Genomic DNA, 16,982 nt, shown 5'->3' with positions numbered 1-16,982 from the left:
GTCCGGTGTTCCGCCGCGAACAGGGATCAGCTCGACGCACCCGCGAAGCCGACGGCGTCGGCACGGCGAGGCGCCAGCAGGCTGCCACCGCGGCCGCCAATGGCGACGTCCACTCCCACCAGGACGACGTCCAGAAGATCTGTCAGACGGTGCGCGTCGCCGGCGACGCGCACCGTCTGACAGATCTTTGGCTGCGATGGTGTGCGCGTGGTGGGTGGGAACGCTTGCGGGAGCGGCACTATATGTCCTCGACGAACGGCGCGGGGACGTCGAGCTCGCGCTCCGCCAGCGCCTGGAGGTCCAGCACCCGCTCGTTGCGCAGCGAGAAGCTGGCGAACAGCATCGCGGGCAGGACCCGGCCCAGCCAGGCGCTGAACTCCAGCGTGGTGGCCCGCAGCTTCGCCAGGTCGAGGGTCTGGGACAGGGTTGCGTCGAGCCGGTCGGCGGCCGTGTGAGCGTCGTCCGGGGAGACCGCGATGAGGATCGCCTGTGGCGGCCGGGCGTCGGGCGCGTCGGCGTGGACGGCGACCCCGCTGGCCAGGCGCTGGCCGGCCGGCCCGCCGCGCGGCACGACCTCCACCCACTCGTCGACGACCAGGCCGGTCACCGGTGCGGCCGGCGCCCCGCTGGCCGCACCGAGAACCAGGCCGTCGCCGACGTCGACGACGACGCAGGTCGCCGGCGCGTCCGGAGGCGGGCGGCCGGCGCCGAACTCCAGGCTCAGCCAGAACGTGGCGTCCGCGGTGCGCGGCTGCCCGGCGGCCGCGCCGCCGAACTGGCCGACGGAGAGCCGGTAGGCGGCCGCGGTCGCGGGCGAGGCGTCGAGGTGCAGCAGCGTCTCGGTGTGCCGCGCGACGGACGGGCGCACGCTGGCCGCGTCGCGCAGGAAGCGCGCGAGCCGGGACCGCGGCGCCTCGACGCGCCCGAGCCGGCGCACGAACGGGTCGCCCGCCGCGGCATTCACCGGTGACATCCGGGGCAGCAGCCGGAACTCGTCGCCGAAGACCGCCGCCGCTGCCGCGGCCCAGTCCGGCGTCGCGGCCGCCGTCGCTGCCCTGGCCTTCTCGACGCGCTGGCGGGCGGTGGCCTTGGCGACGTCGGCGCCTGCCGGATCGATGCCGAACCACACCAGCGCGGCGGCGTCACCGTTCGCGGCGGTGGCCAGCGCCGCGATCGCCGCCTCGACCCGCGGGCGCACGTCCTGCACGTCGACGGTGTGCGTGGGCTCGGAACCTGAGGCAGCCAGATCGGCCGGGGCGAGCAGGCGCGCCGCCGCCAGCAGCTGGCGCAGCGCCCGGGCATGCTGGACCAGCCGCCGCATCGGTGGGGCCAGCGCGCCGCCGGTGACCGTCGCGGTGATCGTCCCGGCGGTTCCCGCGGGTGCCGCCGCCGTGAGCAGCCGGGCCAGCGACGCGTCGTCGCCGCAGGCGTACACCAGGTCGGAGGCAGAGACACCCAGCTGGTCGAGGGTGACCGCCCCGGCGACCGGGACGCCGGCCGCCGGCCCCAGCCGCGCGCGCAGCCAGCGTTCCAGCCGGGGCTCGGCCGACGCCCGCGGGGTCCGCGACACCCAGCCCGCCGCGGGCGGTAGGTCGCCGGCGCCGGCGAGCAGCAGGACGATGTCGCGATGGGTGATCGGTACGCCGGTCGTCGGGGTGCGCGTGAACTCCGGCTCCGGCGGGGGCAGTGCGCCCGCGCCGGCCGCGTCCAGGGTGGCCGCCGCCCGGGCGGTGCCGCCGGTGACCAGCTGGTGCACGCTCTCGGCCAGCAACAGGTCCGCGACCGCGTCGTAGGCGGCCGCGGCGTCGTCGAGGACCGCGTCGACGTCGTCGGTCTCGTCCGTGCTGACGGTCCACGGCCCGGCAAGGAACGGATTGTCCGGGCGGCGGGCGAGCGCGGTGTGCACCTGCGCGCGAGGTACGCCGAGCAGCGCCACGCCGTCGAGGATGCCGGCGCGGGTGATCCCGTCCGGCGCGCCGCCGCCGGTCTGGGCGCCGGCGGCCAGCGGGGCGAGGTTGCGCAGCGTCGGGACGAACCGGGCCAGGCCACCCTCCTGGAGCGCCCGCTCGACCCGGTAGCCCAGGACCGCGCCCAGCGGCTGGCCGGCGCGCACGCCGTCGAGGATCCACGTCGCCGTGCGGATGCTGCCGCTGGACAGGTCCAGGTCGTACGCCTGGCCCTGGTGCGCGAGGCTCGCGCTGCGCAGCACGCCGGCCGTGGTCGCCTGGGCCAGGCTCGGCGCGTGGATGTACCCGCCGCGCGGCGGGCGGGGAGCGCCGGGGCCAGGCAGGTCGTCGACCCAGCCGTACGCGCCGAGCGTCAGCCCGGAGGGGTCGGTGGCGCGCACGCCGCGCAGCCGGGTGGTGGCCAGCGACGTGAGCCAGGCGTCCAGCCGGTGGGAGCAGCAGTCGAGCGCCTCGGCGACGGCGAGGCGGCGCTGCTCCAGCGGGGCGTCGGCCAGCTCCTGGGCCGCCTGGGCGAACCGCGACTGGTCGTAGCCGACCAGGAACGAGACCCCCAACGCCTTGCCGAGCAGCGTCTCGCTTTCCCGCGCGTCGGCGACCTGCAGCAGCGACGTGCGCAGCCCGGCGAGCGGCTGGTAGGAGGCCAGCGTGCTCGCGTCCGCCGGGCCGAACGAGTCACCGAGCGCCGCCGCGGCCCGGCGCAGCGCGTCGGGGCTGGGCGACGCGAGCGCCTGGCGGACGGCGGTGCCCAGCGTCGGGTCCCGGCCGGCGAGCAGCTGGTCGATCCGGAAGCCCAGGATCGCGTCGACGCCGGCCGCCGAGAGCGGCTGGTCCCCGCCAGTGGCGAAGCGCTGGTGGCGGCGCTGCGCCTCCAGGCTCATCTCCAGCAGCGCCTGCAGCACGGTCGAGATCGTGCGGTGCTCGCCGGCCAGCATCCGGCGGACGAACTCCCGGTCGCCGTAGCGGTCGTCACCGTCGGCGCCGGTGTCGACGGCGTCGCCGTCGGCGACGAGCGGGAGCAGCAGCGGGCGGGTGAGGCTGCCGAAGCTGATGTAGCCCAGCCGGCCGAAGTCCAGCCCGAAGTCCTTGGCGAGGATGTCGCGCATGACGACCTCGTTGTTGTACTTGGGTCGGTCGTCGCCCAGCGGGTCGTAGAACGTCAGGGCGTCCAGCAGCGCGTCCAGGTCGGGCAGGCCGGCGCGCATCCGGGTCCCGATCATCGTCGGCGCGGTGCCGAGCACGTCGAGCAGGCTGCTGGCGGCCGTCGGCGCGTCGGAGCCGGCGAGCAGCAGGCCGCGGGCCCTGGCCAGGGTCGGCTCCAGCCGGGGCATCGGGCCGGCGACCGGCGTCGGCCCGCCGGTGTCGACCACCGGCAGCACGCCGTAGGGCTGCCGGCCGATCCGCAGCGCCGGCAGCGGCCCGCGCCCGCGTACCACCTCCTCGAAGGTGGCGCGCAGCTGGGCGCGGGTGGCCTCGCCCATGGTCAGGCCCGTGGGCGTCGCCTGGACGAGGGCGTCGAGGTAGGTGTCCCAGGTGCCCGGCCACAGCGCGACGTGGGCGGCGGAGGCGAGCCGCTGGTCGGTCTGGTCCGCGCCGTCGACGCCGGCCAGGGCATCCGCGCCGATGCCCAGCGCGGCGGCCAGCAGCGGCCCGTCCGCGTCGGGCTCCGGCGGCGCCTGCGTGCCGTCCGGCGGCGTGGGCACGGTGCGCCGGTGCCACGCCGACCGGTCGCGTTCGGTGTTGTTGGTCGGCGTCCCCGGCGCCAGCAGCTCCACGCCGCCGGTGTGCCGGTGGGCGGTGAGCAGCTCCGTCAGCTCGGTCGTCCCGTCGCCGTCGCGCACGCCGTAGACCAGCAGCCGGAACGGGCCGGTGTGCCCGCCGAGTGGGATGGTGAACGCCATCCCGGCGGCGACGGCCGCGTCGAAGTCGACCACCCATTCCGCGCCGGCGCCGACGGTGAGGCCGGCCGCGGCGGTGAGCGCCCCACCGCGGCTCGGGCCCAGGACCAGCGGCCGGCGCACCGGCCCGCCCTCGCCGGTGGCGACGAGCTCGCCGGCCTGGAAGAGCCGGCCGGTGAAACGGTCGGGCAGGCCGCGGGCCACCGGGGGCGAGGACGGGATGCCCGCCGCCACCAGGAACAGCGGCTCGGGCGTCGGCGCGGGCGGGTGGGGGCGGGCGAACGGGTTCGCCGGGGTCATGGCGGTGGCGACCCAGGAGGCCCTGTCCGGGCGGACCGCGCCGCGCAGGCCGGCGCGCGCCTCGGCCACGGGCACGCCCCGCCACAGCTTGCGCCAGTAGTCGGCGCCGGCATCCTCCTCGGCCTGGTCGAGCGGGCGGTCGAGCTGGTCGACGTGCACGTCGTCGGGGTAGACGCGCACGCGCAGCCGGGTGCCGTCAGCGCTGTACCGGGTCTCGAGCCGCACGGGCAGCAGCACGAGCGGCCGGCGGCCGGGAGCGGTCGGTGAACTCGGCACGGCGCTCAGCCCTTCGCCAACGTGGGGCGGATGAGGTCCCAGGCGTCGAACACCGCGCGGACCGGGTCCTGCAGCAGCAGGTGCGCGGTGTCGCTGGCGGCCTTTCCCCAGCCGAGCGACGCCGGGCCGGCGGTGGGCACCGGGTCGAGGAACCCGTCGCCCGCCGGGGTCTGGCCAGTGAGGGTGAAGTGGTTCCAGGCCAGCGCGTCGCGGTCGGCGGGGTGGGGGTTGCCGCTGTAGACGTCCAGGCCGAAGCGGGGGGCCGACGGGTGCTCGGCCAGCACGAACCACCACCGCGTCGGGCCGGTGCCGACGGCGGACACGTCGGCGGCGGCCAGCTCGAAGCCGACGAGCAGGATGTCGGGCGCGCGGTGCTCGGTGAACACGATCGGCGCGACGGCGCCGTGCCCACCGAACACCGGCCGGCCGGCGGCGTCGAGGCTGTCCGAGCGCAGCGCCATGACCAGCAGCTCCGGGTGGCGGCGGACCAGCTCGCCGCGCACGACCAGGACGAGCATCCGGGCGTGCGCGGCGCCCAGGTGCGAGCCGAGCGGCCCGCCGCCCAGGGCGTGCACCGGCGCCGCCAGCTCGTCGGCCTCGCCCGACCAGAACCTGCGGAAGTTGGTACCGCGCGGGTCGGACGGATAGCCGCGCCACAGCAGCTCGCGGGACATCTCGTGGTTGAGGCCGACCAGGAAGGCCTCGACGAACCGCGGGTTGGCGGCGACCACGGTCACCAGGTCCGGCTCGGCGACGCTGTCGAAGCCGGGCAGCAGCCAGGACGGGTCCGCGTCGAGCAGCGCCTGGTACATCGGCCGGGTGAACACCGGCGCCGCCACCAGCGGGCGCACCTGGGAGCTGTCGAGCCAGCCGTCCGGCAGCCACTCGGGCGGCTCGCCGACCCGGTCGCGGACCTGTGCCGGGACGGTGACCGCCGGGTTGAGCTGGGCCAGTAGATGGGGCACGTCGACGGTGGCCGCCGGCCGCGGCGGGGTGGCCGGCCAGGTCTGCGCGACCAGCTGGCCGTAGAGCCGGCGCAGCCGGTCGACGGCCTCCTGCGGCGGCTGGATGGTCGGCAGCGGCTGGTGGACGTGCAGGTAGTTGTTGATGAAGAACTGCATGTCGGTGTCCAGGCCGCACAGGTCCGGCACGTCGTCCGGGGGCAGCTGCTTGCGGGCGAGCCAGGCCAGCACCGCCTCGACGATCGGGTCGGGGAAGAGGTCGGGCTCCTCGAAGCAGCCGTTGGCCAGCCGCTCGGCGCCGGGGACGCTGAAACCGCCGCCCAGCAGGCCGGCGAGGATGTCGTCGGGCAGGAACTCCCGCGCGGCGTTGACGAGCTGGCTCTCGTCGAGGCAGCCGATGGCGAGCTTGGCGAGCACCGCCTCGTCCGGGTTGCCGCCGGCCAGCCCCGCGAGCTGCTCGGCCGGCAGGTCGAGCTGGTCGAGCACCTGGGCCGGGTCGATGACCGGGATCAGGACCACGCCCCCGTCGATCCCGCCACCGCCGACGTCGATCCMGCCACCGCCGACGTCGATCCCGCCACCGCCGACGTCGATCCCACCGCCGCCCAGGTCGATCCCGCCGAGATCGATGTCGCCGCCGTCGTCGAAGGCGACAGGCTGGGCGGCGTCCGGCTCGCCCGCCTCGGCCCCGAGGTATCCGGCCGGCTCGGCAGCCGGGGACTCCGCTGCCAGGGTGGAGCTGGTCGTCGTGACCTCGCCGGTCGGGGGGGTGGGCGCTCCTGCGTCCACCCCGGGCGTCGCCGTGTCGATCACCACGACCTCGCCGGACGTCGTGGGACCCTCCGTCCCGACCACGATGATCTTGACGGGCGGCTCAACGAGCGCCGCGGCGGCCACCTCGAAGGCGTGCAGGTCCAGGGTGTCCTGGGCGGCCTGGGCGAGCGCGGCCTGGTCCTCACGGATGGCCGCGACCAGCAGCGGGGGATCGGCGCTGACCTTGGCCACCTCCGCCACCTCGGCCACGCCCAGGGTGCCGAGCAGGTCGCCGCCGTTCGTCGTCACGGCCTGGACAAGGGTCCGCTTGTCGAGGCTCTCGCGCGCCGCGGCGGCGAGCGCCGCCGGGGCCGGCCCCCGGTCGACGGCGTCCGCCAGCGGCAGCAGGTCGTTCGCCGCGGCCCGCGCGGTCGCCGGATCGGCGGACTTGGCGATCGCCGCGAGCGGGGCGAGCAACGCCGTGGCCCGGTCGTGCTCGGCGGCCGGGTCGGCGGGCACGGCGGCCTGCACGGCCTTCAGGTTGCGCTCGGCCACCCACTGCTCCAGCGGGAAGACGAACATGACCTCCGGCAGTACGGGCGCGTGCTGGACGGCCTTGGTCATCGCGTCGGCGAGCGTGTCGACGGTGGCGAGCTGTCTCGCGAGCTCGAAGACGGTCCCGGCACCCGCGCCGGGCTGGCCGGTGGCCTGCTCGACCGCGGCYGGGCTGACCGCCGCCGCGGCCCGCAGGGGCATCCGGCTCATCCAGCTGTCGTCGTACCGGCGCCGGAAGTCGGCCAGAGCGCCGCCAGGGCCGGTCAGGTAGGCGCCAGGGCTGGCAGGGCCGGCCGGACTGGTGGGGCCGGCGGGGCGGACACCGTAGCGGCCCGCGAGCCGGCGGAACGCCGGGGTGGCAGCCGCCTCGGCGGTGGTGGAGCGGGCCAGGTCCTCGGTCACGGTCGGGGGCTGGGCGACGGCGGGCCCGGCGGTGTCCCTGGCGGTGACGACACCGTGGACGGGCCGGGTGAGCTGTACCAGGTCGCCCGGCGGCAGCGGAGTGACGTGCCGGCGGTACAGCGACGCGCCGGCGGCCTGCGCCACCTGGGCGCCGCGCAGGAGCGCGTTGACGCCCTCCAGGTCGCCCAGCTGCGTCCAGGCGGCCTGCATCAGCGTCTCCTGGTCGCGGCGCACGACCTGGCCGCCGAGGCCGGCGGCGATCCGGTCGCCCGGCCGCAGGTTCAGCTGGCTGAACCAGTCGTCCGCTGTACCGGCCGGCACCCGCCTGCGGCCGGCGTGCACGCCGCCGTACAGCGGCGGCCCGACGACCGGGACCGCACCGGGCGCCGGCTCGCGGTCGGCGCGGTCGGCGGCCTCGTTCAGCCTGGCCCGCAGCTCCTCGGTGACCCGCGCCGACCAGCCGGGTGGCGCGGCGTCCGGTGGCCAGGGCGCCACCAGCGGCCCCGCGACCAGCTGCACCCGGCCGGTGTCGATGGCGGCGCCGGGCCACGGCGCGGACATGTCGACCCGGCGGTCCAGCGGCCAGGTGGCCGGGCGGGGCACGAGCCGGGCGGCCAGCGCCTCGAAGTCGCCCTCCAGGCCGGTCGCGAACGACCACGAGTACAGCACCGGCAGGTCGACCTGGGTGTCGGCGTCGCCGGGGCGGCGGGTCCAGGCCGGGCCGAGGGTCCAGCCCGTCTCGCCCGGCTCGCCGAGCGCGGCCCGCCGGCCGGCGTCGAACGCGGGCACGACGCAGGCCAGGTAGCCGCGGCCGGGCAGCAACCGGCGAGGGCACAGCAGCCGGGACAGGTTCGTGAGCCGGTACTCGTCGGTCAGCCGCCGGGCCACCGACGCGTCGTCGCCGCGCGGGCCGAGCACCTGCGCGTGCGCGAACGCCCACCCCTTGTCCAGCGGCTGCAGCTCCGAGCAGCGGGCCCGCACCACCGGCGGGAACCCCGGCCGGCCGGCCTGGGCCTCGTAGCACCCGTCCGCGAGGACCACGAGCGCGAGCCACGGCGCGAGCCCGATGCCACCGGCCGCGGGGGCGAACGGGGTGAACAGCCACGGCAGGTCCGGCCGGTCGAACTCGACGTGTGCCAGGTAGTTCGGGTCCACGCCGAGCGAGCCGGGCGCCGGGTAGGCGCGTACCACCTGGCGGGCGTCGAGGGCGAGCACGTCGGCCGGGCCGCGGACCGCCAGCCGCGCCCGGGCGTCGCCCGCCGCCGCGCCGTCGGCGAGGACCGGCACGGCGGCCTCGACCGTCGCGCGCAGCGCCCCCGCCGCCGGGTCGCGGACCGCCGCCGCGAGTCCAGTGCGCACGTAGGACAGGAATGTGTAGGCCGCCAGCGCCACGTCGCCGGGCGTGAACGGGACGTCGGGGGTCGCCGGCGAGGCGACGAGCGGGCCGTCGGTCACGGCATGTCTCCGATCGGGGCCAGGGGTGTGCCGGCGACGCGGTACGGGTTGGCGGCCGCGGCCCGGCCGACCGGGCTCGCGGCCAGCGCCTGGGCTGCCTGCTTCTGGGTGAGCTGCGCCGCGTCCCCCGCCACGGTGGGCAGGTCGGCGCGGTGCGGGAAGACGGTCTCCCAGCGGTAGTCGGTCTGCCTCGCCGTGCCGAACCGGGCGGCACCGAGCCCCGTGGCCAGGGCGCCGGAGGTGAACGGCTCGAAGGCGGGCCGGGACAGCTTCTGCTCGTCGGTCAGGTTCAGGTAGAGGCCGGGCGCGAACAGGTCCGTGACCGGGGCGGCGCCCGTGGCCGTGGCGCCCGCGGTTCCCGCGAGCGTCGGCGGGCCGAGCGTGAGCAGGTGCTCGCTCACGGGCCGCCCGCCGAGCTGGTCGATGCGCACGCCCAGCGGGACGGCCCGCTGGCGGACGCCCACGCCGCCGAGCGGGTGGGCGAACAGGCTGCCCGCCGCCGGGGTGGCGTCGCGCAGGGTGACCAGGTGCTCGGCGCCGTCCGGCGGCAGCACCTCCCAGGCCGACGGGCGGGCGAGCTCCGCGCGCAGCACCGCCAGCGGCGAGGCGAGCGGCGGCGGCGGGTCGGCGCTGGTGCCCCAGGTCAGCGGGCCGACCTCGAGGTCGATGTCCGGCAGGAACGACAGCTGGAGGGTGGCGGTGCCGTGCGCCACCCACCGGCCCGGGCCCTCCAGGTGCAGGGCGAGCGCGATGCTGGCGAACGTCTCGCCCAGCGCGCGGACGGCGATGCCGGCGCGGATGTCGACCTCGAAGTGGAACGGCGCCCACAGCACGATCGCGTCGAAGGCGAGGTAGCCGCGCGCGTCGGCGACCCCGAAGTCGATTCCCGCCTCGACCCGGGCGCCCAACATGAAGGCGTTGCTGGTCAGCGCGACGTACGCCTCGGCGCGCAGGGTCAGCAGCGCGGGCGGAGACATGTCCACGGTCACCCGGCGCAGGGCGGACAGCTCCGGCGGGCCGGCGTAGCCGGGGTGGAACCCGCCGGCGGAGACGGCGAACCGGGGGTTGGCGCCGTAGCCGAACAGCAGCCCCAGGTCGCCGCTGAGGGTGAACCCGGCCATGCGCGACCCGGCGAGCGAGACCAGCACCAGCGCACGTTCCGGGGTGATCTCGCCGTAGACGCCGGCCCGCAGGTCGACGATGGGTGCCTGGGGGCTCGGCAGGGCCACCCGCAGCGCGCCGAGCAGCACCAGCTTCGGCGCGGGCAGCTGCAGGAACACCCCGACCTTGGCGGTCAGGAACGAGATCGGGCTGCCCCAGCCGAGCTCGAACGCCGGGCCGACGACGACCGTGCCGGACCGGGCGGGGAACAGCCGTTCCAGCAGCCCCGCGTCCACGCGCTCCGGGTCGTCGGGGAACAGCAGCACGTCGGCCGTGCCGTCGCCGACGCCGGCGATCATGGCGTCGCTGGACAGCCCGCGGTTGACGGCGAGCAGCCCGCCGACGGCGTTGAGCGTGAACCCGAACGACAGCTGGATCGGCGCGGCGAACCGCGCGAACAACATCAGCAGCAGGGAGAAGTCCGGCTCGGTCCCGATCAGGACGATCGCCTGGGCGCGCACCGGGCCGATGACCAGGTCGAGCACGCCGTGGTAGGTGCTGCCGCGGCGGGCCGCGAAGCCGCCACCGCGCACCACCGCGGCGTTGACCTCCAGGCCGGCACCGTCCGGTGGGCGCGCCTTGACGGCCAGGGGCGTCGCCGCGGCGGGGTCGACGGTGAGGATGACTCCGGCGCCCTGGATGTGGACGGCCACCGGGCCGAGGCTGCCGGTCAGGTCGACGGCGAGCTCGAAGTCCCGCTCGGGCAGACCGAACGTGAGGTCTCGCAGCGCCAGCAGGGCGTTGCTGACGGTTGCGGGTAGGCGTACCCGGGTTGCGGTGCCGCCGCCGACACCGACGCCGTCGAACGAGTCGACCCTGACCGTCAGGGTGGCCTTCACGTCCGCGCCCGCGCCCGACGACAGCGCCCCGACCAGCGCGTCCGCCGCGAACCGGACGGTCGCCTCGGCGGTCAGCGTCACGGTTAGCCGGGGCAGCGCCCAGTCGAACTGGACGGTCAGCACCGGTCGCCGCAGCGCGAGCACGCCGGCGAGCTCGACCGGCGTGTCGGGCCCGTGAACCTCGGCGCGCGCCACCGGGCCGGAGACCGTCCACGGCCACGAGGCCGGCAGGCGCAGCTGCGCGGCCAGCCCGCGCGGTCCGGCGGTGGCCGACGTGATCGCCCTGGCGAGCGCCTGGTCGGCGGTGCCTGCCGCCGGCAGCGCGGCGGCGGCGCGCTGGCAGGCGGACCGCAGGGCAGCCAGCGCGACCGCCAGGTGCGCCAGGACATTGGTCGGGGCGCCAGTGGCCGCGGTCAGCTCGGCGCGAGCCTTCGCCAGGTCGTTCGCCACGTCCTGCGCCAACGCGGCCGGGACGGCCAGCGCCGGCGCGCCGGCGGCGGCCGGCAACGCGGGGAAGCCTGCGGCCCCGGCCACCGGGCCGGCAAGGGCCGGCGGCGTGTGGGAACCCGCCCCGCCGGCCGCGGGGCTGGCTCCCGCACCGCCGGTGAGCAGGTTGACCAGGGCGTCGGCGCCGGTATTGACCAGGCTTGCCAGCCGGTCGCGGGCGAACTGGAGGACGGAGGGCAGCAGGCCATGCTCGTCGTCGGCCGGGGCGGGGGTAGTAGCGGGGGTGGGGGTGGTGCCGGTGGTCGGCCGTGGGTAGGTGACATCGGCGAACCCGGGGAACGGTGGCGAGGCGGCGCCGTCGTCGCGTGTCACCACTACCGGGACCGTGCCGACCGGCCCCGCGGGTGCCTGGATCGTGAACGTGTCCTCGTCGGGGAAGATGAGTGGGCTTTGGACGAATGTCGACATGTCGGCCTGCACGCCGCCGAACGTCACCGATGTGACGCCGACCAACCCCTTCCCCACCACACGGACAGTGGTGCCCGCGCGGCCGAAGCGCGGCACGACCCCCCACACGACCGGGTCCCCGGTCGGCTGCGGGAAGTCGTCGACGACGAGCAGGAAGGTGTCGTCCACAGAGCCGGTCGACGGGCCGGCGCGGGTCACCACCCTCACGGTGTAGATCCCGTTTGGCACTCGTGGCACCAACACGCTCACCGATACGTGCAGCGGGTCGGCCGGGTTGACCGGGAGATCCGGGTTGGCCCCGCGCAGGTCGAACGCTGTCGTCTCCACGTCGTTGAACAGGATGGACCGGGTGTCCCAGAGGTTGTTGCCGGTGATGACGACGCCGGTGAAGGGACGTGCCGCGTGCGTGGACAGCTGAATGGTGGCGGGCCGAGCCAGGTCGAGCACGCCGTCCCGGTCGTCGTCCACCCAGCCGAGGTGCCCGGGCGACTGCGGGCACAGCGCGATGAGCTCGAGCTCGTTCATGAGACAGGGCACCTGGTGCGGGTTCACAACCGCGGGCAGGCCCGCGGACGGCGCGACGATGAACTCGCAGTTCTCATTCCGGGTGTCGAAGAAGCCGACATTGTCGCTGGCCTCGCACATCACCCGGCCGGTCTCGCCCAGGCCATACTCGTCCGGCGCGTCGAACAGGTGGGCCAGCTCGTGGGCGACCACCCGCCTGCGCCGTTTGCTGTCCCGCTCGCTTTTGGTCACCGGGGACATGCCGACCACGGCGTAGTCGCCGCCCTCGCTCACCGCCCAGGCCGAGTGGTGAACCGGGTACTTGGTGAGGAACAGGACCGCGGCGTCGGCGACACGGAGGCCGAACACCGTCGTCCGCCTCAGCTTTTGGCGCAGCTCGGCCATCTGCTTCGCGAGGTCGTCGGTGCCCAGCGAGAGCTTCGTCCTGAGCGCCCTGGCCGCCAGGGGGAGCCACACGTCGTCGCGCCTGGCCGGGACCTCGTCGGGAGCGATCTCCAGTTCATGTGGGTCGAGCGACAGCGTCACCGTCGTCGAGTCGACGGAGAACCCGAACATCTCGCGCACCGGCACCGGCTGCGCACGCGCCCAGTCCTGGCCGAGCTGGCGCAGAATCCCGAGGCCGGAGTACACGTCCCGCAGCGCGGCCGCGCTCTCGCCCGGCGCGAACCGGGCCGAGGTGCCTGGCGGCCCGTCGACGACCACCACCTGGATCAGAATGTGGCCGATCAGCGGCCGGAAGTGGCTCATCCTGCCGCCGGAATGCAGCCGCCGAGGTCGACGGACACGTTGTCGGCCAGCTTCGGGTCGGCCTCCTCGAGCAGGAACGCCGGGTCGAGCATCGAGATCCAGACGCCGACCAGCTGTGCCGTGTCCGGGTCCACGCCGTCCGGCACCCGCGGGTCCTCCGGTGTGACCACCCCCGCCAGCGCCGTTCCCACCAGCGCCGCCAGCGCCCGCAGTGTCGCCGGCCCACCGGTCACGGCCGCCGCGGCGGTGCCCAGGCCGAGCAGGAGCTGCCCGCCGGTCGCCGCGACGGCCGCGAGGGCCGTGGCGATCCCGGCCTCGCCCACCCCCGCGCCCGCCACGGCGACGACCCCGAGGGCCGTGCGGGTCTCGTCTGCGGCGGCGATCTGGTCGAGGCGGACGACGGTCTTCGGGCCGACGTCGTCGAAGAGATCCGCGGGCGGGACGGCGAGCACCTCGACCTTGAACCGGTGCACCGCCGCCGCGGTCTCCCCGCCGAAGGTGCCGTCGGCGCCATGGACCGGCAGGCAGGTGTGATCCCAGATCAGCAGCGCCGCCTGCACCTTCCGCACGGCCGGGTGGGTGGCGTTCTGAGTCTGGGAGATGCGTTCGGAGCCGCCGCGGGCGATGCGGTCGAGAAGGTCGTCACCAGCAAACAACTGCGAAAGCATCGCGCTCCCCCGCACACGGCCTTCACGGCTATCAGGCTCACCATCCTGGCAGCCGCCCGGCCCCGAGGGAACGGTCGATCCACACAATTATCCGAATGGGCGACCCGAGACGCGGCTCGGCGCCGCCGGCGCGGTCAGCCCGCTGAAGTCTCCATCACCGCAGGTCGAGGATCTGACCAGGCTCCCCGAGAGCGCAGGCGCGATCCCGGCGGCGCGGCCCGGCCCGGCCCGGGAAGTCGGGAAAAGTTCCCGCCGGGCGGGAAGGTATTCAGGCTCATTCGGCCGCGGCACTGCTCAGCGCACCGTCGGACAGCTGCGCCCGGGGAGGGGTACCTGCCGAAAATACATCCGGGCTGGTCAGGCAGCATGTTCGTACTCGCGCAGGATGCCGGCGAGCCGGTCGCGTCGGCGGACGGTGAGACGGGTCAGCCGGTCCGGGTCGGTGATTGGTTCGGGCGGCGGTTGGAGTGGTCTGGCGTTGGCGATGCCCTGGTGTGGCCGATGCGTATTGTCGAACGCCTCGTAGGCCCGGAGGGCGGTCAGGAGATGCCGCTGGTTCCAGATCAAGGTTCGGTCGAGGAGTTCTCGGCGGCAGGTCCGTACCCACCGCTCCATGATCGCGTTCATGCGGGGGACTGGATGCCGCTGCGCACGATCGTGATTTCTGCGTCGGCGAGGATCGCGTCGAACAGCGCTGGGTATTTGCGGTCGCGGTCGCGGTCGCGGATGAGGTAGCGGGCGGTCGATCCGGCGTCCTGCAGATCCATGGCGAGGTTGCGGGCGGCCTGGTCACCCACGCTGCGGTGGGGTGCGCGGTGGCGCCGAGGATCCGGACGCGCCGGGTGGCTTGTTTGATCACCGCGAGGATGTACAGGCGCGTCCCGGTCAGGGTCACGGTCTCTGGGAAGTCGGCGGCGAGCAGGGCGCGGTCGGTGGGCTGGAACTGGATGCGTTGGCCGTCGAGCTGGCGGTGCAGCACGGCGATCTGGCGGCGCAGGGTGAGGATCTCGATGTCCTTGGCACGGTCACCGCGGGGCAGCAGCTACGGCAGTGCGAACGCGTTCGTGAGGCCGAGATAGGTCAGGCGAAGCACCACGAACCGCCATCCTCGCGCATCGCCGGCCCGACGAGCGAGGGCCAGGCGCTGGGAGGACCGTGGTCGGCTACCGCAGCGGCGACCGCTCTGAGCAGGGCGGATGACATTTTCGGCAGCTACAGGGTCGTCCACAAGGCCGGACCAGGCATCGCCGCACGTGACACCCGTCATGGAACCCGTTCACGAGGCGGTGCCACGCTTTCGGTTCTATCTCGCTTTAGGCTCTGGTACACCTTTGGTGATGACCGTCGCCATTGTGCCGCGGGATCGATGCGTGGACCCCAGAAGGAGACCAGATGGCCGACCTCCGGACATTCCAGCTTCCCGACTTTGTGGACGGCACGAAGTCGGACATCCAATTGGCGGGCGAACTGATCGACGCGTGGCGGGCTGGCGGAATCCTCCAGGTGGCCGCCGAACCGGAGCAGGACCAGAGGACCAAGGCTGCCATAGAGTCCAGCGGGCGCTTCTTCGGTATGCCGACCGAGTTCAAACGCGACTGTATCAGCGGCCTGACCTACAGCGGATACATTGCGTTGGGAGAGGAGCGCACGGCGGGAGAGGCGGACTACTCGGAGATTTTTACCGTCTGCCCGGACGTCCGGCTGGATGATCCCCGGGTGCGGGCGCAGTGGCCGTGCCACGGYCCGGTTCCCTGGCCGGACGACGAGTACGAGCACGACATGCTGGCCTTCATGGCGGAGCTGGGTTCCATCGGCGAGAGGCTGTTGAGGCTGACGGCGCTGGGCCTGGGTATCGACGTCAAGGGCCTGACGGACCTGACAGCAGGCGGCTGGCACCATATGCGGGTGCTCCGGTTCCCGGCCCGGTCGGAGCACGCGAGCAGGGGCATAGGAGCCCACACCGACTACGGGCTGCTTGTTATCGCCGCGCAGGACGACGTGGGCGGCCTCTACATACGCCCGCCGGTCGACGGCGAGCAGCGAAGCAGGAACTGGCTGCCCGGTGAGAGCATGGCGGGCAGGTACGAGAACGAGGAGCCGTGGACGTTCGTGCCGCCGGTTCCGAGCGTGTTCACGGTCTTTCCCGGTGACATGCTCCAGCTCATCACGGACGGCTTCCTGCTCTCCACGCCGCACAAGGTGAGACTCAACACCCGTGAGCGCTTCGCCCTGGCCTACTTCCACGAGCCCAACTTCCAGGCCCGCGTCCGCCCGCTGTCCGGCGGGGGAGACGGCGACTACATCCACTACGGAAGACACTTCACCAGCATGTTCATGCGCTCATATCCCGAACGCGTCACCACGCGGCGGATCCTCGAGGAGGACCGCCTGTCGCGCCTGATCCCCTGAACGGTGGCGACCGCCTGACCCTGGTTCGGGACAAGCTCGAACGGCTCGATTTGGTCACGTGGATCCTCGGCTTGTTCGTCGTGCCAGACGCGTTCGCCGGACTCGGCGGGCCGCCCGAGCGGTCTCGTGCTCTGGTTCAGGTTCGCGCGTCGTAGACCAGGAGTGCGATCTGCACCCGGTGCAACTGGACGGTCAGGGGCGCTGAGCGGGGCGAACAGCACGTCAGGGATCATGACGGCATGGTGTCGACGGTCGTGTTCCTGCTGATCCTAGGCTGCTCGGCGTGGCCGGTCTCGGGGGCCGGTCGGACGAGAAGGACGTCGAGATCGCCGTCCTGCGCCATCAGCTTGCGATGCCGCGTCGCCAGGTCACCCGGCCGCGGTACGCCCCGTCCGATCGGATGCTGCTGGCCAGCCTGGCTCAGCTCCTGCCCCGTCCGCGCTGGTCGGCGTTCCTCGTTACCCCTGCCACTCTGCTGCGCTGGCATCGAGAGTTGGTCCGCCGACGGTGGACCTATGCGCAGCCGCGTCGCGGTCGCCCGCTTGAGGACGCGACGGTGCAGCTGGTGCTCCGCCTGGCCCGGGAGAATCCTCGCCGGGGCTACGTTCCGCATCGTCGGGAATGCCGCAAGCTGCAGGTCCCAGGTATCAGCCACCTCGGCGCGCACCCTCCTGCGCCGCCACGGCCTGGGCCCGGCACCCCCGACGTGGCGCCGGGCCGAGCTGGTCGCAGTAGCGCAGATCGCAAAAGAGCGGCTGCCGTACTAAAGCGGCGACTGGCGGATCATCTCGGCGCCGCGGCGGCACTCCACGAGTTCGACTTCACGACGGTTATAGCGCACGCCCCGAAACTCGCCGCCAGCGTCGACCCGCCACTGCCGGGCCGCGTGGCCGAGAGCGTGCTGCCCACCATGATCCGTACCGGCCGTCTGGCCGTCCGGGCACCGGAGATGTCGGGATGCTGGCCGGCTCTGGCCGCGCCGGTCGGCCGGCCCGGCGCCTACAACGTTGTGATCGCCGTGTACCGCCCCGGCCCGGACGCGGAGCCGTTCACCGACCGGGACGAGGAGTTCGTCTGATACCTCACGTCCTGGCCCGAAAGCCTGTCGCTTCCCTCCGGGATGGCGGAGAGTGAACGCGACGCGCTGCCGGGC

General features: G+C 74.4%; 7 protein-coding genes and 1 pseudogene. 2 read left to right on the top strand and 6 right to left on the bottom strand.

Annotated features, from left to right (window positions below; translation table 11 throughout):
* Positions 1-26 precede the first annotated feature (26 nt).
* From BCD49_RS44620 to BCD49_RS46630, 6 genes and pseudogenes are all read right to left on the bottom strand, one after another.
* Complete coding sequence (locus tag BCD49_RS44620) at positions 27-173, bottom strand: hypothetical protein (RefSeq protein ID WP_206744938.1); 147 nt, start codon at positions 171-173, stop codon at positions 27-29.
* Positions 174-238: 65 nt separating this feature from the next.
* The gene (locus BCD49_RS34500; protein WP_007515007.1) at positions 239-4,438 is read right to left on the bottom strand and encodes a hypothetical protein; all 4,200 of its coding nucleotides are present in this window, start codon (positions 4,436-4,438) and stop codon (positions 239-241) included.
* A 5-nt stretch (positions 4,439-4,443) separates the two neighbouring features.
* On the bottom strand, positions 4,444-8,565 hold the full coding sequence (locus tag BCD49_RS34495; protein ID WP_071042353.1) for a hypothetical protein: 4,122 nt from the start codon (positions 8,563-8,565) through the stop codon (positions 4,444-4,446).
* Entirely contained in the window at positions 8,562-12,752 is a 4,191-nt protein-coding gene (locus BCD49_RS34490) for a DUF6603 domain-containing protein (RefSeq protein WP_007510690.1), read from the bottom strand. The genes BCD49_RS34495 and BCD49_RS34490 overlap by 4 nt, the downstream gene beginning before the upstream one ends.
* Positions 12,749-13,420 (bottom strand): peptidoglycan-binding domain-containing protein, encoded by a 672-nt coding sequence (locus tag BCD49_RS34485; RefSeq protein WP_007510692.1) that lies wholly within the window; start codon positions 13,418-13,420, stop codon positions 12,749-12,751. The genes BCD49_RS34490 and BCD49_RS34485 overlap by 4 nt, the downstream gene beginning before the upstream one ends.
* A gap of 357 nt (positions 13,421-13,777) precedes the next feature.
* A pseudogene (locus tag BCD49_RS46630) lies at positions 13,778-14,462 on the bottom strand (integrase core domain-containing protein).
* Between the two features lie 350 nt (positions 14,463-14,812).
* Between BCD49_RS46630 and BCD49_RS34475 the strand changes: the two are divergent.
* Both BCD49_RS34475 and BCD49_RS43820 read left to right on the top strand, forming a co-directional pair.
* Entirely contained in the window at positions 14,813-15,829 is a 1,017-nt protein-coding gene (locus BCD49_RS34475) for a 2OG-Fe(II) oxygenase family protein (protein WP_007510697.1), read from the top strand.
* Between the two features lie 283 nt (positions 15,830-16,112).
* Positions 16,113-16,907, top strand: a complete 795-nt coding sequence (locus BCD49_RS43820) for a hypothetical protein (RefSeq protein ID WP_007510698.1) — start codon at positions 16,113-16,115, stop codon at positions 16,905-16,907.
* Positions 16,908-16,982 lie beyond the last annotated feature (75 nt).

The sequence above is a fragment of the Pseudofrankia sp. EUN1h genome, assembly GCF_001854645.1.
Classification (GTDB): domain Bacteria; phylum Actinomycetota; class Actinomycetes; order Frankiales; family Frankiaceae; genus Pseudofrankia; species Pseudofrankia saprophytica.
Note: the sequence above shows the minus strand (reverse complement) of the source record. Positions and strands in the feature narration are given on the sequence as shown.